Raw genomic sequence first — 26,359 nt, 5'->3', positions numbered from 1 at the left:
ACATCCTCTCAAGCCCCGTCCCGGTACCGGGCGACGGCGTCCCGGCGGGTGCGGACGCCGAGCTTGGCCAGGACCGCGGCGACGTGCGCGTCCACGGTCCGGACGGACAGGACCAGCTCGGCGGCGATCTGCGGGTTGCTCCGGCCGGCGGCGAGCAGGCGCAGGACCTCCAGCTGACGACCGGTCAGCCCGGCCGGATTGTCGCGCCTCGCCGATCCGCAGCGCGGTCTCCCAGGCCTCGGCCAGCAGTTCGTCGCCGCCCGGCCGGCCGGTCCGCACCCGGGCCAGGCCCTGCACGACCAGGGCCGGGCAGCGCATGTCGGGCGGTGCGCCGAGCGCCCAACCGGCCTCGCGCTCGGCGTCGGCCCACTCCGAGCGGGCCAGGTGCAGGCGTCCGCGGGCGACGTGCAGGTAGCGCAGGAAGCCGAGCCACCTCGTCGTCGCGGTACGTCAGCACGAGCACGGCCGGGAGGGCGGCGATCCGCCGTACGAGAAAAAGCAGAACGTCGAGTGTGGCCTCGTCGGCCCAGTGCACGTCCTCGATCACCAGGACCGTGGGGTGACCCAGCCGGTCCAGCTCGGCCCGGAACGCCTCCAGCACCGCACCCCGGTCACCGGCGGCCAGCGCCCCGGTCAGCGCCGTGCCGACGCGGCCGGTCAGATCGCGCAGCGGGCCCAGCACCCGGGGCGTGGCCAGATCGTCACACCAGCCGGTGAGCAGCCGCCCCTCGGCCGGCAGCACCGACCGGGCCGCCTCGACCACACTGGACTTGCCGATCCCGGCCTCGCCGGTCACCAGCACGACCGAGCCGCGCCCGGCCAGTGCCGCGCGGGCCGCGGAGGCCAGCTCGGCGAGCTCGTGGTCGCGCTCCAGCAGCGCCATGCGCGGAGTCCAGGTGCGGAAGTAGGTGGATCCGCTCGTCAAGGTAGGTAGCCGACACGGATTCGGCCGGAACGGCCCGACCGTAGAACGGATGCATGGATGAGAACAGGCTGATGGAGTTCGTGCACAAAGCGGGGGCCGTGCGCGACGCAGCGTGGGCGGCCCGGTGTGGGCGCCGCGACGTGGGCGGCCCGGCGCAGGGCGCGTGGCGCGGCGCGGGCGGCGTCGGGCGGCGTCGGGCGCCGGCGTCCGTCACTCGATCGGGCCATGCTTGCGGATCGCCACGGGGTCGCCACGGGGTTGGCGGGACGGCAACAGCGACTTAACACAGGGGCTGGGGTGAGCAACGACATGATCGGGTAGAGGGGTGGTGAGAACGGCTCCGGCACCGTGGTGCGTAAGAATGCGCTGTCGGCCGCCGACGGAAGCGAAAGGAAACCCCGAGTGACGGACGAACCGCTCTACGCCCAGCTGGGCTTCACCGACGCCGAATGGGGGCTGCTGGTCGGCCTTCCGCACGCGGTGCTCACAGCGGCGAGTGCCGCAACCCATGACAGCGCCCGCAAGACCCGGGCCGAGAGCGCGGCCGGCCTGGGCCGCATCTCCGACGCCCGCGCCTCGGCCAGCACCCTGGTCACGGCTGTGGCCACGGCCGCGGTGGCCGAGGCGGGCGACCCCGAACTGGGCGAGGAGCCGCCGGTCATCGAACCCGCCGACCCCGCCGCCTACGCCAAGGATGTCCTGGGTCGTGCGGCCGAGGCCGCCACCCTCCTGTCGTCCAAGTCCTCGGTCGCGGACGCCGAGACCTACCGCCACTGGCTGCTGGAGGTCGCCGACGCGGTCGTCGGCGCCGCCTCTACCGGCGGTCTCCTCGGCATCGGCGGCGAGGCCGTCACCGAGGACGAACGCTCGTTCCGCGACCACCTGGCCAGCGCCCTGGCCGCCTGACGACACGGCCCGGCCCGGGGCCCCACGGCCCCGGGCTACCGCCGCCGGCACCAGCCCGGACCCAGGCCCACCCCAGCCGACCACCCCACAGAAAACCGCAGCAGCACGGCAGCACGACGACAAGGGTCAGCGCGGGGCGCCGCGATAGGTACCGAAGGCCCAAAGGTTCCCCTCCGGGTCCCGAACGGCGAAGTCACGCGACCCGTAATCCGTCTCGAACGGCTCCTTCACCACCTCCGCCCCGGCCGCCCGGGCCCGCTCGAACAGCTTGTCGATCTCGTCGGTCACCACGTACGCCCCGAAGGTGCCCGGCGGCAGCGCGAACGGATCGCCGGCCGGATCCCGGGTCGAGCCGAGCATGATCCCGCCGCCCGGCGGCCAGGCCATCTCGCAGTGGTCAACCCGCTCCCCCTCGCCGTAGGTGACCCTCTCCTCGAACCCGAACGCCTCCACCAGGAAGCGGATCAGCGTGCGAGCGTCGTCGGCCCGCAGCGAGGGCCACACCTGCGGGGCCGGTGGTGTCTTCTGATCAGTCATGCACCTCATCGTCGTCGTGGGCCGCCGCGGCCGCTTGGACGAAACCGAACTCGTCGGCCAGCCACCGGGACGGCGCGCACCCGGCGAACGCCTGAAAGTCCCGCACCAGGTGGGACTGGTCGGCGTAGCCCTGCTCGGCGGCGAGGTCGGCCAGCCGCACTCCGGGTCGCAGCGCCCGGCGGGCCCGGTCGAACCGGGCGATCCGCGCCGCTTCTTTCGGCCGGAGCCCCACCTCGGCCCGGAAACGGTCGGTGAGGTGCCGCGCGCTCCAGCCGACCTCCCCGGCCAGTGCGGCAACCGGCGTGTCCCCACGGCGCAGCCCACCCCACACGTGAGCAATCCGTTCCAGCCCCGCCCCGCCGCGGTCGCCCGCTGTGAACAGCCGACGGCCCAGCACCTCGTCCAGAACCGCGAACCGCGCCGGCCAGTCCGGCGCCGCGCACAATCTCTCCCGCATCTGGGCCACGAGCCTCTCCCCGAGAACCGCCGCCGGGTCCACGTCGAGATCGGCCAGCTCGGCCGCGGGCAGCCCGAGCAGTTCCCGGCACCCCAGCGGATGCAGCGCCACCTGCACCCCCGACTGGCTCCCGTCGTGCGTGATCATCGCCGGCTGCCGGTGCAGCCCGCCGAGCAGCGCATCGTACGAACCGGGGGCCTGCCGCCGATCCGGATGCTCGGTGATCACCAGCGGCTCGTCCATCGTGAAGATCAACGTCAGGTACGGCGAGGGCAGCCCCCGATGTCGCCCCGGTGACAGCCCGTGTTGCCGATATCCGGAGTAGAACGCGACGTGCCCGCGCAGCCCCGGAGCCGGTCCGGCCTGCGCATAGTCGTTCACCACCACGGGAATCGCCTCCTCCGGCCCGTCCACTACCAAGGCTGCACTCCGCCCCAGGGGCCGAGTCAAGCCCCGCCGAGCGCTCAATCCCGGCCGAGCAACCCTCGCTCGAAGGCCGTTGCCACGGCCGCGGCCCGATCCCGTACCCCCAATTTGGCGTAAGCGTGCAAAAGGTGCGTCTTCACCGTCGCTTCGCTGATGAACAGCTTCCCGGCCGTCTCGCGATTGCTGCAGCCCCGCGCGATCAACGTCAGCACCTCCAGCTCGCGCTGGCTGAGCGGTTCCTTGTCCGGCGCCGGCGCCCGCAGCCGGCCCATCAGCCGCCCGGCCACCGACGGCGACAGCACGGACTCGCCCCGGTCGGCGGCCACCACGGCACGGAACAATTCCTCGCGCGGCGCGTCCTTGAGCAGGTATCCGGTCGCTCCGGCCCGGATCGCCGGCAGTACGTCGCTGTCGGTGTCGTACGTGGTCAGCACCAGCACCCGGGCCGCCGATCCGCTCTCCTTGAGCGACCGGATCGTGCTGACCCCGTCCATCACCGGCATCCGCAGGTCCATCAGGATCACGTCGGGGTTCACCGCGGCGGCCACGGCCAGCGCCTCCCGCCCGTCGCCGGCCTCGCCGAGCACGGTGAACCGTTCGTCCCCGGCGAACATCCCCCGCAGCCCGTCCCGCACCACGGGGTGGTCGTCGACGATGAGCAGCCCGATCACGCCACGCCGCCGATCACGATGGCCGGTACGCAGGCCGACAGCGCGGTCCCGCCGCCCGGTTCGGACTCGACGGCGAGAGTTCCGGCGATCCGGGCCAGCCGTTCCCGCATCGCGCTCAGCCCGAATCCGCCGCTGGCGGTGAGCTCGCGGGGCTGTTCGGGTTCGAAGCCGTCGCCGTCGTCGCGCACGTCCAGGGTCACCATGTCCTCCATGTAGGAGAGGGTCAGTCCGACCCGTCCCGCGTTGGCGTGCCGGGCCACGTTGGCCAGGGCTTCCTGGGCCGTACGCAAAAGGGTGGTCTCGATCTCGGGAAGCAGTCGCAGCGCCGTGCCGGTGGTGATCAGGTCGGCCCGGACCCCGTGCCGACCGGACCAGGTCTCGACCACCTCGCCCAGCGCGGCCGGCAGTTCGGCGCCGTCGAGCTGTTGCGGGCGCAGCGCCTGGACCGACCGGCGGGCCTCGGCCAGGCTTTCCCGGGCCAGGCGTTTCGCGGTGGTCAGGTGCCGTTCGCGTTCTTCCGGGTGTCCTTCGGCGGCTTCGAGCTGGGTGACGATGCCGGTCAGGCCCTGGGCGAGCACGTCGTGGATCTCGCCGGCCATGCGTTGCCGTTCGTCGAGCACGCCGGCCTCGTGGGCCTGGGCGAGGAGCTGGGCGTGCAGGCCGGCGTTCTCCTTGAGCGCTTCTTCCAGCTTCGCGTTGGCCTGGGCGAGTTCGTCGATCGTCTGGTTGCGATGTTCGGCGGTGCGCATCTTGCGGCCCTCCAGCACCGTCATGGTGGCCGAGATTCCGGCGTTGAGCAGGAACAGGACACCGAACAGGATGATCCCGCCCCGGCTCTGCAGGATCACCCAGCCGCCGGACTGGGAGGCCGCGGTGGTCACCGCGACGAACGCGGCGCCGACCACCTGCCACCGGCCGGCCATCGCGTAGACCGTGTAGAGGTAGCCGGTCCAGACGAAGAATCCGTAGAGCGGGCTGCACCAGACCAGGGCCGCGCTCAGCAGGATCAGGAATGCGAAGAGCACGGCCGTCGGCCACCGCTGGTAGAACCTGATCGGCAGGAGACGGAACGCCAGGACCCAGAGCATGCTGAGCGCGGCCACGATCAGGGTGGTCGGCATCGCTTCCTGGTTCAGCCCGGAGTCCTGGGCGATCCAGGCCAGCAGGGTCGCGGCGGCCAGCAGGGCGAACGAGACCGAGGTGAGTCGCTGCGTGTTCCACTCGGTCCGGATGCTGTCTTCCATCGACGCTCCCCCTTCGTCCGATCCAGTCTGTCAGCTCCAGCGGAAGAAACGCGCGGCCCCGAGCCCGAAGACGACCAGGTAGCCGAGCAGGACGACCGCGGAGAGCCCGTTCGGCCAGGCCCCGCTCATCGCGTCGTGCAGGGCCCGTTCCCCGGCGCCCATCGGCGTGAAGTCACCGATCCGCTGCACCCAGCCGGGCATGAACTCGCGCGGCGTCCACAGCCCGGCGAAGAACATCGACGGGAAGAACAGCAGGGTCCCGACGGCGTTGCCGGCCTTGCCGGTGGGGACCAGGGCGGCGACGAACAGGCCGATCGCGAACACGCCGAGCGCGCAGAGCAGGAAGGCCAGGACGAATCCGGGGAAGTTGCCGGCGAGCCGCACGTCGTAGGCGAGGTAGCCGACCGCGATGCAGAGCGCCGAGGACACCACGGCGATCAGGATCGAGGCGGTCATCTGGGCGGCGAGCAGGGTGATCGGCCGGACCGGCGTGGTGGCGATGCGCCGCAGCACACCCCGTTCGCGATAGGTGGCGATCACCATCGGCAGCACCTGCAGACCGATCATGGCCAGGGTCAGGGCGACCGCGATGCCGACGTAGACGTCGATCGTGCGCAGGCCGTTCAGCTGCGGCGACGGGTCCCGGAAGATGGGGATGCTGCCCAGGATCACGACCAGGATCGTCGGGAAGAGCAGGGAGAAGAAGGCGCCGACCGGCTCCCGGAGGAAGAGCTTGATCTCGGTACGGGTGAGCTTGGCGAAGACGTTCATGGTCACTCCCCGTCGGTGTGGGCGGTCAGGCGGACGAAGGCGTCGTCGAGGCTGGCCTGTTCCAGGCGCAGGTCGTTGGCGACGATCTGGTGGACGGCCAGCACCGTGCTCACCGCGGCCAGCAGGTTGCCGGTGCCGACCACCTCGACGCGGCTGCCCGTGCGGCGCACCTCACGCACCTCGGGAAGCACCGTGAGCAGCGCGTCGTCCAGCGGCTGGGACGGCCGGAAGCGGATCGTCTGCTCGGCCGCGGCCCGCTCGACCAGCCCGGCCGGCGTGTCCAGCGCGACGACGGAACCCTTGTCGATCACCGCGAGCCGGTCGCAGAGCCGCTCGGCCTCCTCCATGAAGTGGGTGACCAGCACGACCGTGACCCCGCGGTCCCGGACCGACTCGATCAGGTCCCAGGTGTCGCGGCGGGCCGCCGGGTCCAGCCCGGTGGTCAGCTCGTCCAGGACGGCGATGCGCGGGTTCCCGATCAGTGCCAGGGCGATCGAGAGTCGCTGTTTCTGACCCCCGGACAATTTCCCGTACGGGGTCCGCAGCTTCTCGGCGAGCCCGAGCTCCCCGGCGAGCGTCCGCCAGTCGGCCGGGTCCGGGTAGAAGGTGCTGTAGAGGTCGAGCGCCTCCCGGACGGTCAGCTTCTCCTGAAGCTGCGACTCCTGGAGCTGCACGCCGACCTCGGTGCGCAGCGAGGGGTCCCGCGGCGGCCGGCCGAGGACCGTGATGTCGCCGCCGTCCGGTGTCCGCAGGCCCGCGACGCACTCGACCGTGGTGGACTTGCCGGCGCCGTTGGGGCCCAGGATGCCGAAGATCTCGCCGGCCTCGACGGCGAGCGACACGTCGCGCACGGCGACGGTCTCCCCGTAGCGCTTGCTGAGGTTGCTGACTTCGATGACTGCCATGCACCCAGCGTCACGGATCGACCGGGGTGCCCGAATCGACCGGCGAGCGAACTCCTCCATCCACCGGTCGGTGGATGGAGGAGTACTACGCGACCGCTTCCGGTTCCGCCTCGGCCGGGCGGCGCAGACCGGTCACCGCCGCGTAGACCGAGCCGACCTGCGCGGCGACCCGCTTCCAGGAGTACGCCTGGCGGGCCCGGTCGAGCGCCGCCGTCGCGTACGTGAACCGCCGCACCTTGTCGTTGATCAGCCGGCGGACCGCGCCGCCGAGCGCCCGGGGATCGCGGGCCGGCACCAGGTCACCGGTCAGGCCGTCGACCACGGTCTCGGTCAGGCCGCCGACCGCGGTGCCGATCACCGGCACGCCGCAGGCCATCGCCTCCAGCGCGGAACGTTCGAACTGTTCCTCCCAGGGCGCGGCGACCAGGAGGTCGGCCGAGCGGTACCAGCTCGGCATGTCCCGGTGCGGCACCGCGCCGATCAGCCGGAACCGGTCGGCGACCTGGAACTTCTCGGCCAGCGCGCGCAGCGACCGGGCGCCCGGGTCGGCCCGGAGCTGGTCGGCCGGCGGGCCGCCGACGACGACCACCTCGGCGCCGGGCACGTACCGCATGGCCTGGATGACGTCGCCGTACCCCTTGTGCTCGACGAGTTTGCCGACCGAGAGGATGCGCGTGCGATCGGGGTCGCGCGGGGCCATCGGGCCCTCCGGGCTGAACCGTTCGCTGTCCACGCCGGCCGGGACGACGGTCAGCTGCGCCCGCGGCACCCCGATCCGGACCAGGCCCTGCAGCTCGTCCTGGGTCTGGGCGACGACCCGGTCGACGGCGCGGCCGAGCGCCCGCTCGTAACCGGTGCGGGACGGGCCGGCGGTGCTCGGCCCGAGCGTGCCGATCTCGTGGAAGGACTGCACGACCGGGATGTCGATCTGCTTGGCGGCGGTCACCGCGGCCAGGCCGCTGGTCCAGAAGTGGGCGTGCGCCACGTCCGGTGTCCAGCCGTCGCGCTGCCACAGCTCGCCGAGCAGACGGGCGAACTCCGCCATGTGCGGCAGAAGCTCCTCGGGCGGCACCGGGCGGGCCGGGCCGGCCGCGATGTGAATGACTCGCACACCGTCCGCGACGGGAACCACGTCGGCCTGACCGGGATCGGTCCGGCGGGTGTAGACCCGCACCTCGTGCCCGAGATCGGCGAGCGCCTTGGACAGGTCGGCGACGTGGGCGTGCTGGTCACCCACACCGAGCGGGCTGGCGTGCTCGGAGATCATCGCAATCCGCACGGGGTCTCCTCAGACGATGTGAAAGAACAATGGGACAACGGCGTGTTTCGTTGCCCGGCTGCCCCCAGCGTAAACATCGTGGCAGGCCGGACACCCCTGGTTACCGCTCAGCCGTCGGCGACAAACCGTTACGACACGAAAGCGCAGGGTATTGCGATCGTGTGGCTACCGTGACCCGCTCCGTCCAGGCCCCGCCCGAACGTGTCTTCGCCGTCCTCTCCGACGGCTGGTCGTACAGCGACTGGGTGGTCGGCACCTCGCACATCCGCGACGTCGAGGCGTCCTGGCCGAGCCCGGGCTCGCGCCTGCATCACAAGGCCGGCCCGTGGCCGCTCTCGCTGCACGACTCCTCGACCGTGCTGGAGTGCGTCCAGGACCGCGAAATCAAGATCAGGGCCGGGTTGTGGCCGCTGGGCGAGGCGATCGTCGACATCCGGCTGGAACCCGAGGCCGGCGGCACCCGGGTGATCATGCGGGAGGACTTCGAGTCCGGCCCGCTGATGTGGGCCCGCAACAAGATCAACGACCTGGTGCTGCACCAGCGCAACGTCGAGGCCCTCCGCCGCCTGGCCGACATCGCCGAGGGCCACCGCTGACGCCGGCATTCACTGCAGATCAAACCCCCGATGGGGTACGTCGTGAGCCGATCACCGGTAGACGGCCCGCTGCGCCCCGCTCACCGCCAGCCGATACGCCCCGCCGACCAGACCACGGTCCCGGGCCAGCGCCGCCCGTGCCGCATTCGCCCCCGGCGCCCCGTGCACCCCGCCGCCCGGATGCGCCGCCGAGCTGCCCAGATACAACCGGTCGACCGGGGTGTCGGCCCGCCCCAGCCCCGGGATCGGCCGGAAGAACAGCTGCTGGAACGCCGCCGACGTCCCCCCGCCGACGGCGCCGCCGACCAGGGACGGGTTCTCCCGCTGCAGGTCACCGGGCGCGAACACGTTCCGGCCGACGATCAGCCGGCGGAATCCGGGGGCCTGCTCCTCGACGACCGCCTCGATCCGCTCCACGTGGGCCGCGATCTCGTCGGCGGCCCAGTCCGGCCGGTGCGGAAGATGCGTGTACGCCCAGGCGCTCTCGGTCCCCTCCGGCGACCGGGTCGGATCGGCCGTCGTCATCTGCCCGAGCAGCAGGAACGGATCCTCCGGCACCTCGCCGGTGGCCAGTTTCGCCGAGTACCGCGTCAGCCCGTTCATGTCCGCGCCGAGGTGCACCGTTCCGGCCGTGCCGACCTCGGCGTTCCGCCACGGGATGGGCCCGCCGACGGCCCAGTCCACCTTCACGGTCGCCCCGTCCCAGCGGAAGTGCGCGAGGTCCTCCAGCATCCGCCCGGGCAGCCAGCCCGGCGCCACCAGGTCCAGGAACAGCGCGGGGGCGGGCACGTCGGCGATCACCGCGCGCCGGGCCCGCCAGTCGCGCCCGTCCGCGGTCCGCACGCCCATCGCCCGGCCGCGAGCCACCAGGATCCGGCTCACCGGGGCCCGGTAGACGATCTCCCCGCCCCGCGCCCGGAGTCGCTCCACCAGCGCCGCGGTGAGCTGCCCGGCCCCGCCGACCGGCACCGGCCAGCCGAGCTCCTGACCGATCATGGTCAGCAGCCAGCCGTACACCCCGCCGCCCGCCTCCTCCGGCGACAGGTCGGTGTGCAGCGCACATCCGGCGATCAGCGCCCGGGCCCCCTCGCCCTGGAACAGCTCGGACCCCAGCTCCCGCGCGGAGAGCACCAGCCGTCGCGCCAGCCGCAGCGCCTCACCGGTCCCGAGCTGCCGCAACAGCCCCAGCCCGGCGCGGACGGGCGGGAACGGGCGCAGGATCGTCTCCAGCATGCGGCCCGAGACGGCGGCCCAGTCCTCGTACGCGGAAAGCCATCGCTGCCCGTCGCCGGGCGCGAACCTCTCCATCGACGTCATCGTTCGCTGCAGGTCGCGGCTGACCGTCGCGGCCCGCCCGTCCGGCAGCAGGTGACTGAAAACGTTCGGCGCGTGGGTCCAGGTCAGCCCGAACCGATCGAGCCCCAGCTCCCGCAGCACCGGCGAGGCGTACCCGAGCGGGTAGAACGCGCTGAACAGGTCCGACAGGTATCCGGGCGCGGTGATCTCGCCGGAGCGCACCGCCCCGCCCGGATCGCCCGTCGCCTCCAGCACTCGCACCGACCAGCCGGCGTCGGCCAGCAGATTCGCCGCGACCAATCCGTTGTGCCCGGCACCGACGATCACCGCATCAACCGTGTCCACATTCGCACGTTAGCCACGTTTGGCCGCCGACGACGAGGGCACGAGTTAATCATGGAAGGGGAAGTGACGTTCCCGTACGCAGATGAAGGAGGAACCGCGTGAGCACGGTCACCGAGTTCGTTGACGTCAACGTCCCGGTCCGTACCTGCTACGACCAGTGGACCCAGTTCGAGGAGTTCCCGCGCTTCATGGAGGGCGTGGAGGAGATCCAGCAGCTGGACGACACCCATACGCATTGGAAGACCAGGATCGCCGGCATCGAGCGCGAGTTCGACGCCGAGATCACCGAGCAGCTCCCGGACGAGCGCGTCGCCTGGACCGCCACCGAGGGCGAGAAGCAGGCCGGTGTGGTCACCTTCCACCGCCTCGACGACACGCACACCCGCGTCACCGTCCAGCTCGACTTCGACCCGCAGGGCTTCATGGAGACCGCCGGCGACAAGCTCGGCCTGGTCGACCGCCGCGTCAAGGGCGACCTGCACCGCTTCAAGGAGTTCATCGAGAGCCGCGGCGGCATCACCACCGGCGGCTGGCGCGGCCAGGTCGACCGGCCCGGCGCCTGATCCCCGCCCCCGTCGAGACGGCCGCCCTTCCGGGGGCGGCCGTTTTTTTCGATCAACCCCATTTGCGCGTACGGCGTGAGCGGCGCGCTCGCCGTTCCCGCCCCTCACCCGCTCGCGCGCCGGTTCTTCCGCTCGCCCCGTTCGCCCGCCGGTTCTTCCGCTCACCCCGTTCGCGCGGGCCGCCGGCCGTTTCGCCGGGCACCACACGGGTACGCGAACGTCATGACCGAGCTGAGTGCAGCAGTGTTCGCGGCCGGACCGGCCCGCTCCGGCGCAGGATCACACTTCCCATCCCGGCCGCCGCGTGGACCTCGTACCGATCGGCGGCCCGGCGCCAGCCGTCCTCCTGGAGGACCCCGCCCGCCGGCGTCCCGTTGTTCATGGTCCACGGGGTAACCACCGACCCGGCACCCCGATCCAGCCGCAGCCGGAACGGGGCGGCCGGTCGCGCCCGGCACGGAATCCCGCCACAGCCCGAAGCCCCGCCCGCGGTCAGGATCGCGGTGCCCACCCCACCGGTGAACGTCACCGGCAGGGTGCCGGCCGGCTCCGGCAGCCAGACCTCGGCCAGCCCCGAGGTCCCCAGCTCGACGTGACCGACCCGCCCGCCCCGCAGGTTCAGCTGCTGCTCGCCGGCCCCCGCGGGCAGCCGGATGTCCCAGCGCACGTCCTGGTTGAGCACGATGCGTACCTCGTCCAGACCGTCACTCCCGGTAGCCCGCAGGCGCACCACGACCCGGCCGCCGCGCCGCGTGACCACCGGCGCCACCCCCGCGTCGGACGCCGAACTCACCCGGTAGAGCAGCCCCGGCAGGGCCGCGGTCCGCACCTGGACCCGGCTCGCCGGGTCGGTCACGGTGAGCCAGGCCCCGGTCCGCTTCAGCAGCGCGCCGGACTGAACCTGTTCGGTCACCGCCGGTACCGGCACGGTCACCGGAGCGGATTGCCGCAGGAAACCCATGAAAACCGCTCCCACCAGCGCAGACGCGCCGATTACGGCAGCTGTTGAGCGGCTCGGACGCAAGGCTGAGGGCACCATCGGACAACGGAGAATCGGCCGAACGGGTGACGGCGATCCGGACTTATCGCGCCAGAATTTCCGGGTGCGATCTGCCGGATTCCTGTCTGAACGTCAGCGCCGCCTCGCTTGGGTGGGCTTTTTCCTAGCCGCCTTCCAGGCCCCGCTGGCCGCCAAGCTCATCGACGACGCCTCCTGGTTCTTCGCCGTCGTCGTCGCTCTCGTCGTCGCGACGGTCATCATCGCCGACGACGCCCAGCGTCGCCGCCCCGAGCCAGCCGACTACCCGGAGTAGTCCCTCAGCCGGTCTCCCGGCTCACCGCCCCACCGGCGCGGCCGCACCGGTCCCACCCGGCGTGGCCTCCACCGGTCCCACTCGGCGTGGCCCCCGCCGGTCCTACCTTGGCCGCGCCCTGCCCGGAGCGCCCTTCCGACGGTCTCGCCATGTCCGCGTCAGTGACCACGACCAGCCCGGACCTCGCGCGAACCGGAAAGCGGGATTCGGCGGGCGCGGCTTCAACCGAGCTGCACCAGTTCGAGAAACCGTTCGTCACCCTGGCGTCTCTAACTTTTCTCCTCATGAATGGTCTGTTCAGCAACGCCGCCGCCCGCGCCGCCCTCCGCTCCGCGCACGCCTCGCTCGCCGACCTCACCGCCGCCGTCGGGGTCAGCGGCCTCGCCGCCGCCCAGTCCTCACCCGGCCTGATGTCGGTGATCGACCAGCACGCCGCCGGTGTGCGCGACAGCCTCAACGCCGACACCCGCCCGCTGACCCCGATCCTGCTCGCCGCCTACGCCGAGGGTGTCCGCGACGCCGCCTTCCAGCACGGCTGGGTCGCCCCGGACGGCGAGATCGACTGGACCGAGAACGACTGGGTACTCCGCCGCCTCCTCGCCGTCTGCGAACTGGCCCGCACCCTCCCCGCCCCCCGCTGACGACCCGCCCTCGCCCGCGACTGCGCCAGACCGTTCAGCGAGCCCGGCCGCCGACCATCCGCGGCTGAGCCTTCGAGTCACCGTCCAGCCGATCTCCAGGGCCGGCATCGCTTCGCGGTGCCGGCCCTCCGCTTGTTCAGCGACCCGGGCTGGTCGGATCGTCGTCCTGAGACGCGGACGCCGGCTTCGTCCGTTCGGCGGCCGGAAGCGGAACCACCTGCGTCCGATCCCCGTCCTTGCTGCCGTCGATCACCAGCGTCCGGTCCGAGCCCGGCGACGGGATGACCGTCGTCGTCTCCTCCCCCGACCCCTGCGTGATCACCGTCGTCACTTCCTCGCCGTCACCCCGCCGAACCTCCGCGCCCTCGGCCGGAACGTCGTCACCCCGCCGGGCCTCCCCGCCCCCGTCCGGCGCCGCGGCCGCGCCTCCGCGCTCTTCAGGACCGGTGTCGGCGGCCTCGCCGCCTGCGGTGTCCGGCTTCGCGGAATCGGTCGGCTCGTCGAACACGGTCGTGTCGTAGTCCGACGAGCCGCCCCGGATCAACGACCGCCCACCACGACCGGGCCCGCTCAACTCGGTCGCGTCGTGGATGATCACCGACTCGTCCGTCGGAGAGTCGTCGGCCGCAGCCTCCGCGGAACGACCGGCTCCCTCCGGCCGAACCCCCGGCGTCAACACCGTGGTCTCCCCCGACGAGGAACCCGGGGCCGAAGCCGGGGCCGAACCGAGAGCCGACCGCGGCCCCGGATCGGTCGGTTCGTCGTCCGGGCCCACGCCGAACCCGTCCCGCCCGAAGCCGGGGATGAAGTGCAGGGCGTCATCCTCGGGCGCAGCGATCACCTGGGTCTCGTCGTCCCCGGGATCCGCAGGTCCGGTCGCCCGATGGTGCGAGGCGGCCCACCGCTCGGCGGCCACCCGCCGCTCCTCGGCGACCCGGCGTTCCTCGGCGACCCGGGCGGCACGTTCGATCTCGGCCCGCCGCGCCTCCTCGGACCGGCGCTCCTCTTCCACCCGCCGCGCTTCTTCGGCCCGGCGTTCCTCTTCCAGCCGTCGGGCCTCGGCGACTTTGCGTTCTTCGGCCTTGCGAGCCTCGGCCGCCCGGCGTTCCTCGGCCTTGCGAGCCTCAGCGGCCCGGCGTTCCTCGGCCTGGAGGGCTTCGGCGGCCTTGCGCTCCTCCTCGGCCTTGCGCGCTTCCTCGGCCCGGCGTTCTTCGGCGAGCCGGGCCTGGCGCTGCTCTTCGGCGAGGCGGGCCTGCCGTTCCTCCTCGGCGAGCCGGGCCTGGCGGGCTTCCTCGGCGAGGCGGGCCTGCCGGGCCTCTTCCGCGCGGCGTTCCTCCTCGGCGCGTGCGGCGGCCTGGCGGGTGCGCTCCTCCGAGTACGCCCGGGCCTGTTCGCGGATCACCGCGGACTCCACCGCGGCGCGGTCCAGCCAACCCTCCCAGCGCTGCTGCATCGGGCGGATCAGGCCGCCGCCGACGCCCACGATGATCACGCCGGCGACGGTGACCAGGACTGTGATCAGAAGCGGACGGGTGACGGTGGTGGCGATGCCGACCTGATCCAGCCCGGCGATCACGCCCAGGGTCACGATCACGGCGGCGACGACCTTGGCGATCAGCCGGGCGTAGCCGAGGTCACCCAGGGCGTTGCCGACCAGGTCGTGGGCGGCGCCGGCCACGGCCACGGCGACCACCACGATCACGATCGCGATGAAGGCCTGAGGGAGCCAGGCGATGAGGGCGTTGAGCAGGGCGCTCACCTGGTTCGGACCCCAGAGGCCGAAGGCCAGCTGCAGGGCGATGAGCATCACCGCCCAGAACGCCAGCCGGGCCAGGAGCGCGATCGGATCGGTGCCGCGCAGCAGGCGGCCGGCCGTGCCCCGCTCGACGGCCCGGTCCAGGCCGACGCGCCGCAACGCCTTCGCGGTGATGGTGCGGACCAGGCGGGCCAGCAGCCAGCCGATCAGGAGCACCGCGAGGAACGCCAGTGCGACTGGCACATTCAGCACCAGGGATCGCCACATGTCGCTGAGCCCACGGTTCAGTCCGTCGCCGGTCATCGGCCACCCTCCGGTCTCGTCGCCCTCCCACGAACCTTAGGACTCGGGTGTACCACCCGCCTCCGACAAGACATCGCGGCGACGAAAGGCGGGCGACGAACGAAGATCCCGGCGCGGCGGCAAACGGACACCGGCCGAGGAGGATCGGCCGCGGCCGAGAGGGTGGCCCACGACAACGGATGACCGGCGGCGACCGAAAGGGGTCACCCGGGCGATCAGGAGCAGGCGGCCCCGTTGACGGCACACCCTCCGGGCGCGCTGGAAGGCGCCGTGGCCAGCGAGAACCCGAAGCTCACGGACCCACCGGGGGGCACCGGTCCCCCGCTGGGCCGGAAGGTCACCGACGACCCGGACTGCGACACCGACACCGCCCCCGAGCTGACCGAGACCGTCTCCCCGCCGGGCACGTTCAGGGTCACGGTCCAGTCCTGGGCCGCGCCGTCCCCGCTGTTGACCACCTGCACCGACCCGCTGAACTGGGTGTCGTCGTAGTGATAGACAGCGGACAGCTCCGGTTCCGGCGTCGAGGTCCTGCCCGGTGTCGTCCGGCCGCCGCCCGGGTGGGGTGTGACGGTCCGCGGCCCGTGCCCGATGGTCAGCAGCGGCAGCACGGTCGCCGAGGGCGAGGCCGACGAGCTGGCCGACGGGCTCGGCGTCGGCGAGACGGAGACCTCGGTGGTGGCGATCGCGACCGGCTTGGCGTTCTGCACCGGGTGCTGCTCGGGCGCTGTGGCCACGGGGCCGGTGGCGGCGGCCGCGGTGGTGGTCACGGGCGTCTTGTCGGTGCCGCCGGCCAGGGCGAACGCGCCGCCGCCGACCAGGATGACGGCCAGTCCGGCGCCGGCCAGGAGCGCGACGCGGCGACGTGCGGGGCGGGCTGCCGCCGTACGCGAAAGGTCTGAATCTTCTGGTGAAGCGGATGACGGCGTCTCGGGCAAAATCTCCGAGTGCGCGACCACCAGCCGTCGCTGCGGTGCCGCCGGATAGGGGTCGGCCGGTGGCGCGGCCGGCACCGGCGGAACCGCGGACATCGTGATCGTCTCCGCGGACTGCGACCACCCGTCGAGTTCCACGTACCGCCGCTCCGCGAGCACATCCTCGACCGGCGTTTCCGAGCCCTGCCCGGGCACCCGGATCGGAAGCGGCTCGCTGTTCTCGCGCATCACGGCCGCGACTATAAATGATCAAGAAATACGCAGGTGGCTACCGATGATCACATACCGTGACGCAGTGCGGGGGCGGTACCTCGCACACCGTCAAGAATCGGACGGTCGGCCGGTGCGGCATCGTACAAACGGCCCACTCGGGATAGGCTTTCCGCATGGTCGGCTCGGGAGGTGCACGCCCGCCAGCGGTCTCCACGCTGCCTGTGCAGTCCGCGGGCGCGAAGGGCTGCGCCGCCATGGTGCAGGCCCTCGACTGGTCGCGGACGTCACTGGGGTCCATCGATCGCTGGGATTCCGCCGTGCGCGCGACCGTCGATCTCCTGCTGGAGTCGCCGGTGCCGATGATGGTCCTGGCCGGCCCCGAGTGCGTGGTCCTCTACAACGACGCCTACGCCGAGGTGCTGGGTGGCCGGCATCCGGCCGCGCTCGGCCGCCCGGCCGTCGAGGCGTTCGGCGAGGCCTGGGATCAGCCCGGGATGAGCGACGTGATCGGGCGCGTGTTCCGCACCGGCCAGCCGGTGCTGGAGCCGGAGAGCCAGGTGACGCTGCGACCGGGCGGTGCCGAGCCGGCGTTCTACACGCGCGGGCTCTCGGTGGTGCGCGACTCGCGGGGCGCGATCGCCGGGGTGCTGACCGTGGCCGCCGAGACGACCCAGGTCGTGCACCGGCTGCAGAGCCTGGGTGAGCTGACCGCGCGGCTGGCCGGGGCGCTGACCATCGACGATGTCACGCGCGTCGTCCTGACGTACGCGATGGCCTCTTTTGATCTTGATCATTGTGTGCTCGCGGTGGACGACAGCAGTTCCTACCGGTTCGTCCGCCGGATCCGCGGCGAGATGCTCGACGAGGCGGATGAGCGCCTGCCCCCGGTCTGGCGGCGGGTCGGTCCGGATCCGGCCGCGCCCCTGGTGGCGGCGGCCGAGACGGGCCGGGCGACGTTCGTCGCCGACGGCGAGCCGCTGGCCGCGGTCGCTCAGGACCGGCACGAGCGGCGCGTGCGGTCCCTGGCCGCCCTCCCCCTGCGCACCCCGTCCGTGCGCGGCGCCCTGACCATGGGTTTCCGCCGGGCCCACGTCTGGCTCCCGGCCGAGCGGGCCCTGCTGCGGGCCGCCGCCGAGCTGGTCGCCCAGGCCGCCGAGCGGGCCCGCCGGTTCGAGGCACAGCACGGCACCGCCCAGTTGCTGCAGCGCAGCATGCTTCCCGAGCATCTGCCCGAATTGGACACGTTCCGCATCGCCGCTCGCTACGACGTCGGCGTCGACGGCAACGCGGCCGGCGGCGACTTCTACGACGCGTTCCGGCTGGCCGACGGCCGGCTGGCCATGGTGCTGGGTGACGTGGCCGGGCACGACGTGCGCGCGGCGGCGGTGATGGGTCAGGTCCGGGCGGCGCTGCGGGCACTGGCGCTGACCGATCCGGCCCCGCCGGGCGTGCTGGCCGGGCTGGACCGGCTGGTCGGTTCGCTGGGGGCCGAGTCGCGGAACGAGGAGATCTTCGTGACCGTGGTCTACGGCGTGCTCGATCCGTCCGACGGGTCGATCACCCTGGCCAGTGCCGGTCATCCGCCGCCCGTGCTGCGCCGCGCCGGGCTGCGGGGCGAGCCGGCCACGGCCGAGCTGGTGAAGGTGCCGCCGGGTGCCCCGCTCGGGCTGGGCGGCCGCTGGCAGACCGGTTCGCTGGTGCTGGAGCCGGGCGACACGATCCTGATGTACAGCGACGGTGTCGTCGAGCGCCGCGGTCAGCCGCTCAACACCGGGCTGGACGCGCTGGTCGCCGCCGCGGCCGGTTCGGCCAGTGGCGATCCGCGGAACATGTGCTCGCTGGCCACCGCGGCGGTCGAGGGCACCACCGACGACGACGTGGCGGTGCTCGCGGTCGAGCACGCGGTGGCGATGAGTCGCTCGGCGACCATGCACGTGGCGGCCGAGCCGACCGGGCCGAGCCGGGTCCGGCAGTGGATGAGCACGCGGCTGCGCGAGTGGCAGGTGCCCGAGCCGGTGATCGGCGCGGCCATTCTCTGCACCAGCGAGCTGACCACGAACGCACTGCTGCACGCCGGCACCCCGGCGCAGGTGCACATCGACCTGAACGCGGAGCGGCTGCTGGTGTCGGTGGCCGACACCGGCACCCGCGGCAGTGTGATCCGGGCCCGGGCCGACGCGATGGCCAGCCGCGGTCGCGGGCTGGGTCTGATCGAAGAGCTCAGCGACTCGTGGGGCACCGACCCCACGGTCCGTGGCTCCACTGTCTGGTTCGAGATGTTGCTCAACAGAGAGTGACAACGCGTGCTCTCGATGCGAGCCGGGAGCGCGCCCAACATGAACGATCTTTCACATCTGCGCATATCGGCCGACGAGGATCACCTGATTCACTTGACCAGTTACTGTAGGTAGTTTAATTCTGCTCTAAACCGGACAATGAACCGTGTGGTGGTGACGAAGCGTTATCAGTGCCGTAGAGTGCTCAAGCAACTGGGGACGTCCATACTGGAGCGGCACATGCGGATCAGAGGCTATGCACCACTGACACCCAACTGGGTGGAGCTGGCGAGCGCGGACCCTGCGCGAGCGGCTCAGTTCTACGGAGAGTTGTTCGGCTGGGAGTCAGCCGGTGATCGTTTCAAGCTCGGCGGACGGGCCGTCGCGGGCCTCACCCGCAGCCAGGCCGATCGGCCCGACGGGTGGCTGACCCACCTCAGCACGCCCGACCTCGACGAGACCCTGGAGCAGGTCGCCCTGGCCGGCGGCTCCTGCCTGACCCACCCGGCCGAGGCGCACGGCGGCCGTCGCGCCATCATCACCGACCCGGCCGGCGCGGTGCTGGGCCTCTGGGAGCCGACCGACTTCGCGGGGGCGCAGGCGGGCGGCGAGCCGGGCACCATGTCCTGGCCGGAACTGATCACCGACGACCCGAACGCCGCGGCCCTGTTCTACGGCTCCGCGTTCGGCTGGCTCCTGCGTCACGACTTCGGCGTCGGCGAATGGCTCAACCAGGCCCACGACGCCATCGCCGGCCTGGCCGCGGGCTACCGGGGCGCCTGGTGGCGGTCGGCCTTCCAGGTCGAGGACATCGCCGAGACGGCGGACCGCTGCGAGCGGATGGGCGGCGCGCTCATCTCCGAGCCGGCCGAGGCCGGCCTGACCGAATTCGCCGAGCTGCGCGACCCGTTCGGCGCCCGCTTCACGGTCGCCGCGCCGGTGCACCACCCGGTCGAGCTGACGGTTTCACTGGGATCACTGCCGGCTTTCGAGCGGTTCGGGTCCTTCTGAGGACAGAGATCTGCGGAAAGGCCGGCCCTTCGGGGCCGGCCTTTCGCATGCGGCCAGGTCCGGGCCGCTTCGGGTCCTTCTCACCGATGCGACGGTACGGAGGTGGCCCGCCCCCTCAACCGCATCCGCACCTCACCGCCGACCGCCCCGGCGCCGGTCGCAGCCGGGCCCGGATCACGTGACCGTGCTCACGACGTACGCGCAAGGGGTTCTTGAAGGTTTTAAGTTTCAGATTTGAAGGAGTATCTTTCTGGGCATGGCCGAACCGCTCAGTGGGACCCAGCTGCAGCACTGGCGCACGTTCATCGAGAGCTCGTGGGCCCTGCACACGAAACTCGAAGACGAATTGCGCGCCGCCACCGGGCTGAGCATGAACGACTACCACGTCCTGGTCGCGCTCGCCGAAGCACCCGGGCGGCGCATCCGGATGGGCGAGCTGGCCAGCCGCATGGTCTTCTCGCCGAGCCGGGTCACCTACCAGATCAGCTCCATGATCAAACGTGGCCTGGTCGAGAAGGAGAGCTGCCCCGACGACAAGCGCGGCTTCGAGGCCGTGCTGACCGAAAAAGGCCTGACCGCGTTGCGCGAGGCCGCCCCGGCCCACCTCGAAACCGTCCGCGAGAGCTTCATCGACCACCTGGACGACGAGGAACTGGCCGTGATCGGTCAGGCCTTCGCCAAGATCAGGAAGGCGTGACCGCGCGGATCACGCGGTGACCTTGTCCTTACCGGCGCCACCGTAGACCCGGTCCCGGCCCGGGCCACCGATCACGGTGTCGTTGCCGTTACCGCCGTGGACGTAGTCGTTACCCGCGTAGCCGTCCACCCAGTCGTTGCCGTTACCGCCGTAAAGAACGTCGTTGCCCTCGTCACCGGCCAGCGCGTCGTTACCGCCGTTGCCGTAGATGCGGTCGTTGCCGGTCCCGCCCAGCAGCCGGTCGACGCCCGCGCCACCGATCAGGGTGTCATTGCCGGAAGCACCCTCGGCATACATCGGGATCGAGGTCCGGTTCGTCACCGAGTCACTCCGGTCACCGAGATAGACCTCGACCGCGGTCGGCTTCCGGGCGGTCACGCACCGCACCTTGGTCCGGTCGCCGCGGACCGCCACACAGCCCTTGCCGGCCTTGATCGCGACCTTGTCGTCGAACGTGACCGTGCGGCCGGAGACGGTGATGACCAGCGAGTTCACCTGACCCGCGCCGGCCTTGAAGAAGACGCCGCTCCGAGCCGTACCGATCAACTCGGCCCGAGCCGAGGTGGCGGCCTGCGCCGGCGCGGCGAACAGGGCGACCGAGGCCGCCGTCGTGGCGAGCAGACCGATTCCGGCCAGCAGTCGGCGATTGCGCACGTCCATGAGAACTTCCCCCGTTGTCAGCTGATCGCAGTGTGTTGCTCACTGCCTGTGCCGGAATCCTATGTAGAGGCGACTGGGGCGCATCTCCCGTTTTCGTGCCGCCCGCCCGTCGATCTCTGACGCGGGTCGATAGATCGACGGACGGGTCGATCCGCGAGATCGTGCATCCAGACCGACGATTCCGGCTGGGCCCTCGCGACGTTCTTCGACGCGAGCCGCCTTGACGAAAGCCCTGCCGGTGACCGTTGCCGTCGTCGCCGGTCGTCGCCGGGATGGCGTGAGCTTCGCCGACGCGGTCGGCCACTTCCTTCGCGACAGCCCTGGGCGAAGCAGCCCGGTCAACGCGCATCAGCGGGATGACGTGGGTCACTGGTTCTTCAGATTTGAAGCGAACCACTGGTATTTCAGATTTGAAAGAGCTACTCTGAAGACCTCGAAGTCAGGAGGGCTTGAAATGCCTGCTATCACCGTCGATGACGTCCTTGTTCTGCCCCGTCTGCCGAAGCTGGACCCGGTCGCGACGGATTTTCGGCCGGTTCGCCGCCTGACGACCGCACCGAGTGGCTACGAGGGTGAGGGCTTCCCGGTCCGCCGGGCGTTCGCCGGCGTGCCCCTGTCCGAACTTGATCCCTTCATCCACCTGGACCAGATGGGTGAGGTCGACTACGCGCCGGGCGAGCCGAAGGGCACCCCGTGGCACCCGCACCGAGGATTCGAAACGGTCACCTACATGATCGACGGGATCATGGACCACCAGGATTCGCTGGGCAGCGGCGGCTCGATCGCCAACAGCGACACGCAGTGGATGACCGCCGGTTCCGGCATTCTGCACATCGAGGCGCCGCCGGAGCATCTGGTCACCAGCGGCGGCCTGTTCCACGGCCTGCAGCTCTGGGTCAACCTGCCGCGCGTCGCCAAGATGATCGACCCGAAGTACCAGGACATCCGCGGCAAGGAGTCGGCGCTGCTCACGACGCCGGACGGCGGTGCGCTGATCCGCATCATCGCCGGTGAGATCGCCGGGCACGCGGGGCCGGGGTCGACGTTCACGCCGATCAACCTGGCGCACGTGACGATGCAGCCGGGCGCGCGGCTCGACCTGCCGTGGCAGCCGTCGTACAACGCGCTGGTCTACGCGCTCTCCGGCGAGGGGTTCGTCGGCACCGACATGCGGCCGATCAGACTCGGTCAGCTGGCCACGTTCGGGGCCGGTGACGCGGTCCGGGTCGAGGCGAAGACCGAGCTCGACCTGTTCATCATGGGCGGGCAGCCGATCCGCGAGCCGGTGGCGCATTACGGACCGTTCGTGATGAACACGCAGGCCGAGCTGAAGCAGGCGTTCGAGGACTTCCAGAAGGGCCGGCTGGGCACGATTCCGGCGGGCCGACTTCCCCACACCGATTAATTGATTCGGTACGTCGGGAGCACGGCCCCCGCGGCCCGGCGGTCGCGAGGTCGGCGATCCGTCCGGGCCGCTCGGCGGCGCCGGGCGGATCGCGCCGTTGCGGTGGACCCGGGGCCGGCTCCCGCCGTACGCGCAAATCGGGAAATGCCGGAGCACGGCGGACCGCAAGAAATGCGCGGACCGGGACCACCTGGTCGAACTCAGGTGATCGCGCCGGCTTCCAGCGAGCGGGTCAGGTCGGCGCGGAGGCGGTCGAAATCGACCTCACGGTCGGCGAGAATGCGCATGGCCAGGCCGTTTCCCTCGCGGATCACGCCGAGCAGGATGTGTTCGGGCGCGATGAATTTGTGGTTCAGCCGCAGCGCCTCGCGCAGGGACAGTTCCAGCACTTTCTTGTTCCGCTTGGAGAACGGGCTGTGCCCGTCGGAGTAGAGCTTGCCGAAGATTCCCCGCCGCTTCGGCGCGGGGTGCGGCAGGTGCAGTGCGCCGGCGCCGAAATTCTCCTCGATGGCGGCGCGCACCGCGTCCAGGTCGATGCCGATCGCTTTCAGCGCGGCGGCGTCCTCGGCGTCCCGGTCGGCGGCGACCGCCTCGTCGCCGCGGTCACCGACGTGTCCGATTATGGCCGCCCTCACCGACTCGCGGTCGACGCCGGCGTCCCGCAGCACGACGGCGGCGCCGCTTTCGGTGGTGAGCAGTGCGAGCAGCACATGCTCGGTGCCGATCACGGGATGGCCCAGGTCACGGGCCTGCTCCCGGGCGCCGGTCACGACGGCCCGGGCGCTCTGGGTGAATCTCTCGAACATCTCAACCCTCCCGCGGGTCGGTCATCGGCATCAGGCGGGCATGTTTCTTGTGTACGCCCTGGCGGGTCACCTCGAGCGCGTCGGCGATCTCCTGCCAGGACCAGCCTTTGGTGCGGGCGTTGGCCACCTGGAGGTGCTCAAGGCCCTCGAGCAGGCGGCGCAGCGCGACCACCGCGCGCAGGCCGACCCGGGGGTCGGCGCTGCCGGCGGCAGCCGCGAGGTCGGTTGCCTCGGTCATGACGTCAACCTACGTTGACAGTATCCACATGTCAACCCCGGTTGACGGATCGGCGTTCTAGGCTGGCCGCATGGATTGGATCGAGCGCTTCGCCGACGTCGTCGTCCGGGCCGGGGTCAACGTGCAGCCCGGGCAGGGAGTCGTCCTCAACACCGACACCGCCCATCTGGAGATCGCCCGCGCGGTGGTCGAGGCCGCCTATGCGGCCGGCGCCGCCTGGGTCGAGCCGATCTGGTCCGACGGCCCGATGCGCCGCTCCGAGGTCGACCACGCGAGCCTGGAGCAGCTGCGCGCCAGCCGGCCGTGGGCGCTGGCCCGGACCCGTGAGTGGGGCGAGCAGGGCGCGGCCTGGATCACCCTGGTCGGCGACGCCGACCCGCACGTGCTCGACGGCGCCGACCCGGCGAAGGCGTCCGCCCGCCGGGTCGAGGAGTCGTCGGTCCGGCGTGACGCGGTGATGGGCAAGTTGCGCTGGACGGCGGTCGGCGCCCCCAATCCGGGCTGGGCGGCGCAGGTCTTCGGCGAGCCCGACCTGGAGCGGCTGTGGCTGGCGGTCGGCACCGCGATGCGGCTCGACCAGGCCGATCCGGTCGCGGCCTGGCAGCAGCGGGCGGCGACGCTGGCCGAGCGCGGCGCGGCCCTGGACGCGCTGGACCTGACCGAGGTCCGCTATCGGGGCGAGGGCTCCGACCTGACCGTCGGACTGATCCCGGGCTGCCACTGGACCGGTGGCGGGATGGTCGACGACGCCGGCATCGCCTACATGCCGAACATTCCGACCGAGGAGGTGTTCACCAGCCCCGACCGTCACCGGGCGGAGGGCACGCTGCGGGTGACCAAACCCCTCGTGCTGGCCGGCCACTTGGTCACCGGTCTGCGGCTGACGTTCGAGGGCGGGCGGATCGTCTCGGTCGCCGCCGACGAGGGCGCCGAGATCGTCGAGGCACAGCTGGCCACCGACGAGGGCGCGCGCTATCTGGGTGAGGTCTCGCTGGTCGACCGGGACAGCCGGATCGCCAAGGCCGGGATCGTCTTCCACAACACGCTCTTCGACGAGAACGCGGCCTGTCACGTCGCCTGGGGGCAGAGCTTCCCGTTCGCGATCCCGGGCGGGGTGGCGATGAGTCAGGAGCAGCGGACCGCGCTCGGGCTGAACACGTCCGGCGTGCACACCGATGTCGTGGTCGGCGGTGAGGGGATGACCGTGACCGGCACCGGTCCGAAGGGGACGGTCGACATCATCCGTGACGACGAGTGGGTGCTGGAGTAAGAGGGGCGATCCCGGACACCCGTCGCGGGGTGTCCGGGGCCCGGAAAGTCAGGACATGAACAGGATCGCGGTGGTTCCGAGCAGCACCAGCAACAGCATGGTGACGAGGAGTCCGGCCTCGGCCGACTCGGTGGTTTCCGGCACGGGAGTGGTGGTCAGCGGCTCGCTGCTCATGACGGTGCTCCTCCGCAGGGTGAAACGCACGATCGGGGAAGGGGATGGCGATCGGGGGATGATCGCCTGGAAGTGCGCGCGGCGGTCCAGGGGCTTACGGTGAGGGCGTCGTCGACCTCAGAGGGGTTGCCTGTGCCATCGGAGGACTGGCTGCTGACCGCCGCAGAACGCGGCAACCCACACACAGATCTACCCAACTGGTGCGGTGGAAACACAGCTGAATCACTTATTCACGGAAAAACGTACTTCTCCCGACTTACCACGGAAGTGGAGAAGCTCGAAGCCGGTGATCATCTGTTCTTCACCGACTGGCGGGGCGACCCGGACGAGCTCGCGGTCGACGGCGGCCCGACCATCGCCGACGTGTTCGCGGCGGCGGCCCGGCGCGGGGTGATCGTCAAGGGGCTGCTGTGGCGGTCCCATATGGACAAACTCGCGTACAGCGAGGAGGAGAACCGCAACCTCGGCGACCACATCCGCGAGGCCGGCGGCGAGGTGCTGCTCGACCAGCGGGTCCGGCGCGGCGGCTCGCACCATCAGAAGCTCGTCGTGCTGCGGCACCCCGGCCGGCCCGAGCTCGACGTCGCGTTCGCCGGCGGCATCGACCTGTGCCACAGCCGCCGCGACGACGCCGATCATCACGGCGATCCGCAGGCGGTGCAGATGGCCGCGGCCTATGGTCCGACCCCGCCCTGGCACGACGTCCAGCTGGAGCTGCGCGGGCCGGTGGTCGGCGCGCTCGACCTGACGTTCCGCGAGCGCTGGTGCGATCCGGCGCCGCTGGACCAGCACGGCCCGATCTCCACCGTGGCCGACAAGCTCAAGCACGCCGACCTGCACGCCGATCACCTGCCGCCGCAGCCGCCGGACCCGCCCGAGTGCGGCCCGCTGACCGTGCAGGTGCTGCGGACCTATCCGGCGATGCGCCCGAAGTATTCGTTCGCGCCGCTCGGCGAGCAGACCGTGGCCCGCGGCTACACCAAGGCGATCAAGCGGGCGCGGCGGCTGATCTACCTGGAGGATCAGTACCTGTGGTCCAAGGAGGTCGCGCAGCTGTTCGCCACGGCGCTGCGGGCCAACCCCGACCTGCACCTGATCGCGATCGTGCCCCGGCACCCGGACGTCGACGGCGCGTTCGCGCTGCCGCCCAACCAGGTCGGCCGGGAACAGGCCATCGAGCTGTGCAAACACGCCGCCCCGGACCGCGTGCACATCTTCGACCTGGAGAACCATGAAGGCACGCCGATCTACGTCCACGCCAAGGTCTGTGTGATCGACGACGTGTGGTGCAGCGTCGGCAGCGACAACTTCAACCGTCGATCGTGGACCCACGACAGCGAGCTGTCCTGCGCGATCCTCGACACGACGGTCGACGAACGCTCGCCGCAGGACCCGGCCGGGCTCGGCGACCAGGCCCGGCGTTTCCCCCGCGAGCTGCGGCTGGCGTTGATGCGCGAGCACCTCGATCGCCACGACGATCAAGACCTTTTGAACCCGACGGCGATGGTACGGGCGATGACCGCCGCCGCCGAGGCACTCCGTGACTGGCATGACGGCGGCCGCCGGGGCCCACGCCCACCGGGCCGGCTGATCCCGCACGAGACGAAGCATCTGCCCTGGTTCCAGCGGTTGTGGGCGACTCCGGCGTACCGGCTGATCTACGACCCGGACGGCCGCCCGTGGCGGGATCGCCGGGCCGGCCGCTGGTGAAAGGTATGCCTGGGTATACCTGGATCCGGT

27 protein-coding genes and 2 pseudogenes are annotated in these 26,359 nt (G+C 71.5%); 11 read left to right on the top strand and 18 right to left on the bottom strand.

Going from position 1 to position 26,359, the window contains the following annotated elements:
* Positions 1–8: 8 nt before the first annotated feature.
* Both ACSHV8_RS50715 and ACSHV8_RS50710 read right to left on the bottom strand, forming a co-directional pair.
* Positions 9–128 (bottom strand): LuxR C-terminal-related transcriptional regulator, encoded by a 120-nt coding sequence (locus tag ACSHV8_RS50715; protein WP_436537350.1) that lies wholly within the window; start codon positions 126–128, stop codon positions 9–11.
* A 56-nt stretch (positions 129–184) separates the two neighbouring features.
* A complete protein-coding gene (locus ACSHV8_RS50710) occupies positions 185–925 on the bottom strand; it encodes an ATP-binding protein (RefSeq protein ID WP_436527725.1) in 741 nt (246 codons plus the stop codon).
* Between the two features lie 402 nt (positions 926–1,327).
* Between ACSHV8_RS50710 and ACSHV8_RS50705 the strand changes: the two genes are divergently transcribed.
* Complete coding sequence (locus ACSHV8_RS50705) at positions 1,328–1,831, top strand: hypothetical protein (protein ID WP_436527723.1); 504 nt, start codon at positions 1,328–1,330, stop codon at positions 1,829–1,831.
* Between the two features lie 126 nt (positions 1,832–1,957).
* Here the strand turns inward: ACSHV8_RS50705 and ACSHV8_RS50700 are convergent, their stop codons facing one another.
* The 7 genes from ACSHV8_RS50700 to ACSHV8_RS50670 form a co-directional block, all read right to left on the bottom strand.
* Positions 1,958–2,368 carry a VOC family protein gene (locus tag ACSHV8_RS50700; protein ID WP_436527721.1) on the bottom strand — a complete coding sequence of 137 codons (411 nt, stop codon included), beginning with the start codon at positions 2,366–2,368 and terminating at the stop codon, positions 1,958–1,960.
* Positions 2,361–3,212, bottom strand: coding sequence for a helix-turn-helix domain-containing protein (locus ACSHV8_RS50695; RefSeq protein ID WP_436527719.1), 852 nt, complete (start codon positions 3,210–3,212; stop codon positions 2,361–2,363). The genes ACSHV8_RS50700 and ACSHV8_RS50695 overlap by 8 nt, the downstream gene beginning before the upstream one ends.
* A gap of 77 nt (positions 3,213–3,289) precedes the next feature.
* Entirely contained in the window at positions 3,290–3,922 is a 633-nt protein-coding gene (locus ACSHV8_RS50690; RefSeq protein ID WP_436527717.1) for a response regulator, read from the bottom strand.
* Positions 3,919–5,166: a sensor histidine kinase gene (locus ACSHV8_RS50685; protein ID WP_436527715.1), complete on the bottom strand. Its 1,248-nt coding sequence runs from the start codon at positions 5,164–5,166 to the stop codon at positions 3,919–3,921. The genes ACSHV8_RS50690 and ACSHV8_RS50685 overlap by 4 nt, the downstream gene beginning before the upstream one ends.
* Positions 5,167–5,196: 30 nt before the next feature.
* Positions 5,197–5,937, bottom strand: a complete 741-nt coding sequence (locus ACSHV8_RS50680) for an ABC transporter permease (protein ID WP_436527713.1) — start codon at positions 5,935–5,937, stop codon at positions 5,197–5,199.
* 2 nt (positions 5,938–5,939) lie between these two features.
* Positions 5,940–6,842: an ABC transporter ATP-binding protein gene (locus tag ACSHV8_RS50675; RefSeq protein ID WP_436527711.1), complete on the bottom strand. Its 903-nt coding sequence runs from the start codon at positions 6,840–6,842 to the stop codon at positions 5,940–5,942.
* A gap of 85 nt (positions 6,843–6,927) precedes the next feature.
* Positions 6,928–8,121: a glycosyltransferase gene (locus ACSHV8_RS50670; RefSeq protein ID WP_436527709.1), complete on the bottom strand. Its 1,194-nt coding sequence runs from the start codon at positions 8,119–8,121 to the stop codon at positions 6,928–6,930.
* Between the two features lie 170 nt (positions 8,122–8,291).
* Here ACSHV8_RS50670 and ACSHV8_RS50665 point away from each other — a divergent pair, with 170 nt between their 5' ends.
* Positions 8,292–8,717: an SRPBCC family protein gene (locus ACSHV8_RS50665; RefSeq protein ID WP_436527707.1), complete on the top strand. Its 426-nt coding sequence runs from the start codon at positions 8,292–8,294 to the stop codon at positions 8,715–8,717.
* Between the two features lie 51 nt (positions 8,718–8,768).
* Here ACSHV8_RS50665 and ACSHV8_RS50660 read toward each other — a convergent pair whose 3' ends face one another.
* The gene (locus ACSHV8_RS50660; RefSeq protein ID WP_436527706.1) at positions 8,769–10,358 is read right to left on the bottom strand and encodes a phytoene desaturase family protein; all 1,590 of its coding nucleotides are present in this window, start codon (positions 10,356–10,358) and stop codon (positions 8,769–8,771) included.
* Positions 10,359–10,456: 98 nt separating this feature from the next.
* On the opposite strand from ACSHV8_RS50660, the gene ACSHV8_RS50655 reads away from it, so the two are divergent.
* Complete coding sequence (locus ACSHV8_RS50655; protein ID WP_436527704.1) at positions 10,457–10,921, top strand: SRPBCC family protein; 465 nt, start codon at positions 10,457–10,459, stop codon at positions 10,919–10,921.
* A gap of 220 nt (positions 10,922–11,141) precedes the next feature.
* Here the strand turns inward: ACSHV8_RS50655 and ACSHV8_RS50650 are convergent, their stop codons facing one another.
* On the bottom strand, positions 11,142–11,882 hold the full coding sequence (locus ACSHV8_RS50650) for a hypothetical protein (RefSeq protein ID WP_436527702.1): 741 nt from the start codon (positions 11,880–11,882) through the stop codon (positions 11,142–11,144).
* A 190-nt stretch (positions 11,883–12,072) separates the two neighbouring features.
* Here ACSHV8_RS50650 and ACSHV8_RS50645 point away from each other — a divergent pair, with 190 nt between their 5' ends.
* Both ACSHV8_RS50645 and ACSHV8_RS50640 read left to right on the top strand, forming a co-directional pair.
* Positions 12,073–12,234 carry a hypothetical protein gene (locus ACSHV8_RS50645; protein ID WP_436527700.1) on the top strand — a complete coding sequence of 54 codons (162 nt, stop codon included), beginning with the start codon at positions 12,073–12,075 and terminating at the stop codon, positions 12,232–12,234.
* Between the two features lie 284 nt (positions 12,235–12,518).
* Positions 12,519–12,875 (top strand): DUF6401 family natural product biosynthesis protein, encoded by a 357-nt coding sequence (locus ACSHV8_RS50640; RefSeq protein ID WP_436527699.1) that lies wholly within the window; start codon positions 12,519–12,521, stop codon positions 12,873–12,875.
* 136 nt (positions 12,876–13,011) lie between these two features.
* On the opposite strand, the gene ACSHV8_RS50635 is transcribed toward ACSHV8_RS50640, so the two are convergent.
* On the bottom strand, positions 13,012–14,934 hold the full coding sequence (locus ACSHV8_RS50635) for a mechanosensitive ion channel family protein (protein WP_436527697.1): 1,923 nt from the start codon (positions 14,932–14,934) through the stop codon (positions 13,012–13,014).
* Positions 14,935–15,149: 215 nt separating this feature from the next.
* A complete protein-coding gene (locus tag ACSHV8_RS50630; RefSeq protein WP_436537348.1) occupies positions 15,150–16,097 on the bottom strand; it encodes a cellulose binding domain-containing protein in 948 nt (315 codons plus the stop codon).
* 158 nt (positions 16,098–16,255) lie between these two features.
* On the opposite strand from ACSHV8_RS50630, the gene ACSHV8_RS50625 reads away from it, so the two are divergent.
* The 3 genes from ACSHV8_RS50625 (at position 16,256) to ACSHV8_RS50615 (ending at position 20,066) form a co-directional block, all read left to right on the top strand.
* Positions 16,256–18,379 (top strand): SpoIIE family protein phosphatase, encoded by a 2,124-nt coding sequence (locus tag ACSHV8_RS50625; protein WP_436527695.1) that lies wholly within the window; start codon positions 16,256–16,258, stop codon positions 18,377–18,379.
* 219 nt (positions 18,380–18,598) lie between these two features.
* The gene (locus ACSHV8_RS50620; RefSeq protein WP_436527693.1) at positions 18,599–19,369 is read left to right on the top strand and encodes a VOC family protein; all 771 of its coding nucleotides are present in this window, start codon (positions 18,599–18,601) and stop codon (positions 19,367–19,369) included.
* 256 nt (positions 19,370–19,625) lie between these two features.
* Positions 19,626–20,066 (top strand): MarR family winged helix-turn-helix transcriptional regulator, encoded by a 441-nt coding sequence (locus ACSHV8_RS50615; RefSeq protein WP_436527691.1) that lies wholly within the window; start codon positions 19,626–19,628, stop codon positions 20,064–20,066.
* 9 nt (positions 20,067–20,075) lie between these two features.
* On the opposite strand, the gene ACSHV8_RS50610 is transcribed toward ACSHV8_RS50615, so the two are convergent.
* Positions 20,076–20,726 (bottom strand): calcium-binding protein, encoded by a 651-nt coding sequence (locus tag ACSHV8_RS50610; protein WP_436527689.1) that lies wholly within the window; start codon positions 20,724–20,726, stop codon positions 20,076–20,078.
* 454 nt (positions 20,727–21,180) lie between these two features.
* Here ACSHV8_RS50610 and ACSHV8_RS50605 point away from each other — a divergent pair, with 454 nt between their 5' ends.
* Positions 21,181–22,131 (top strand): pirin family protein, encoded by a 951-nt coding sequence (locus ACSHV8_RS50605; RefSeq protein WP_436527687.1) that lies wholly within the window; start codon positions 21,181–21,183, stop codon positions 22,129–22,131.
* Between the two features lie 200 nt (positions 22,132–22,331).
* Here ACSHV8_RS50605 and ACSHV8_RS50600 read toward each other — a convergent pair.
* The 3 genes and pseudogenes from ACSHV8_RS50600 to ACSHV8_RS50590 form a co-directional block, all read right to left on the bottom strand.
* Positions 22,332–22,553 (bottom strand): annotated as a pseudogene (locus ACSHV8_RS50600) (Clp protease N-terminal domain-containing protein); the annotation flags it as partial.
* 207 nt (positions 22,554–22,760) lie between these two features.
* Positions 22,761–22,937, bottom strand: a pseudogene (locus tag ACSHV8_RS50595) (Clp protease N-terminal domain-containing protein); the annotation flags it as partial.
* A 1-nt stretch (position 22,938) separates the two neighbouring features.
* Positions 22,939–23,175: a helix-turn-helix domain-containing protein gene (locus ACSHV8_RS50590; protein WP_436527685.1), complete on the bottom strand. Its 237-nt coding sequence runs from the start codon at positions 23,173–23,175 to the stop codon at positions 22,939–22,941.
* Between the two features lie 70 nt (positions 23,176–23,245).
* Between ACSHV8_RS50590 and ACSHV8_RS50585 the strand changes: the two genes are divergently transcribed.
* Positions 23,246–24,445, top strand: coding sequence for an aminopeptidase (locus ACSHV8_RS50585; RefSeq protein WP_436527684.1), 1,200 nt, complete (start codon positions 23,246–23,248; stop codon positions 24,443–24,445).
* Positions 24,446–24,493: 48 nt separating this feature from the next.
* Here the strand turns inward: ACSHV8_RS50585 and ACSHV8_RS50580 are convergent, their stop codons facing one another.
* Positions 24,494–24,619 carry a hypothetical protein gene (locus ACSHV8_RS50580; protein ID WP_436527682.1) on the bottom strand — a complete coding sequence of 42 codons (126 nt, stop codon included), beginning with the start codon at positions 24,617–24,619 and terminating at the stop codon, positions 24,494–24,496.
* A gap of 132 nt (positions 24,620–24,751) precedes the next feature.
* On the opposite strand from ACSHV8_RS50580, the gene ACSHV8_RS50575 reads away from it, so the two are divergent.
* Positions 24,752–26,329 (top strand): phospholipase D family protein, encoded by a 1,578-nt coding sequence (locus tag ACSHV8_RS50575; RefSeq protein ID WP_436527680.1) that lies wholly within the window; start codon positions 24,752–24,754, stop codon positions 26,327–26,329.
* Positions 26,330–26,359 lie beyond the last annotated feature (30 nt).

The organism is Actinoplanes sp. HUAS TT8, assembly GCF_051380535.1.
Taxonomy (GTDB): Bacteria; Actinomycetota; Actinomycetes; order Mycobacteriales; family Micromonosporaceae; genus Actinoplanes.
Note: the sequence above shows the minus strand (reverse complement) of the source record. Positions and strands in the feature narration are given on the sequence as shown.

Coding starts and splice junctions, on each gene's coding strand:
- ACSHV8_RS50700 (WP_436527721.1), bottom strand. CDS start 2,368: ATGACTGATCAGAAGACACCACCGGCCCCGCAGGTGTGGCCCTCGCTG.
- ACSHV8_RS50685 (WP_436527715.1), bottom strand. CDS start 5,166: ATGGAAGACAGCATCCGGACCGAGTGGAACACGCAGCGACTCACCTCG.
- ACSHV8_RS50680 (WP_436527713.1), bottom strand. CDS start 5,937: ATGAACGTCTTCGCCAAGCTCACCCGTACCGAGATCAAGCTCTTCCTC.
- ACSHV8_RS50675 (WP_436527711.1), bottom strand. CDS start 6,842: ATGGCAGTCATCGAAGTCAGCAACCTCAGCAAGCGCTACGGGGAGACC.
- ACSHV8_RS50650 (WP_436527702.1), bottom strand. CDS start 11,882: ATGGGTTTCCTGCGGCAATCCGCTCCGGTGACCGTGCCGGTACCGGCG.
- ACSHV8_RS50640 (WP_436527699.1), top strand. CDS start 12,519: ATGAATGGTCTGTTCAGCAACGCCGCCGCCCGCGCCGCCCTCCGCTCC.
- ACSHV8_RS50635 (WP_436527697.1), bottom strand. CDS start 14,934: ATGACCGGCGACGGACTGAACCGTGGGCTCAGCGACATGTGGCGATCC.
- ACSHV8_RS50630 (WP_436537348.1), bottom strand. CDS start 16,097: ATGCGCGAGAACAGCGAGCCGCTTCCGATCCGGGTGCCCGGGCAGGGC.
- ACSHV8_RS50625 (WP_436527695.1), top strand. CDS start 16,256: ATGGTCGGCTCGGGAGGTGCACGCCCGCCAGCGGTCTCCACGCTGCCT.
- ACSHV8_RS50620 (WP_436527693.1), top strand. CDS start 18,599: ATGCGGATCAGAGGCTATGCACCACTGACACCCAACTGGGTGGAGCTG.
- ACSHV8_RS50615 (WP_436527691.1), top strand. CDS start 19,626: ATGGCCGAACCGCTCAGTGGGACCCAGCTGCAGCACTGGCGCACGTTC.
- ACSHV8_RS50610 (WP_436527689.1), bottom strand. CDS start 20,726: ATGGACGTGCGCAATCGCCGACTGCTGGCCGGAATCGGTCTGCTCGCC.
- ACSHV8_RS50605 (WP_436527687.1), top strand. CDS start 21,181: ATGCCTGCTATCACCGTCGATGACGTCCTTGTTCTGCCCCGTCTGCCG.
- ACSHV8_RS50590 (WP_436527685.1), bottom strand. CDS start 23,175: ATGACCGAGGCAACCGACCTCGCGGCTGCCGCCGGCAGCGCCGACCCC.
- ACSHV8_RS50585 (WP_436527684.1), top strand. CDS start 23,246: ATGGATTGGATCGAGCGCTTCGCCGACGTCGTCGTCCGGGCCGGGGTC.
- ACSHV8_RS50580 (WP_436527682.1), bottom strand. CDS start 24,619: ATGAGCAGCGAGCCGCTGACCACCACTCCCGTGCCGGAAACCACCGAG.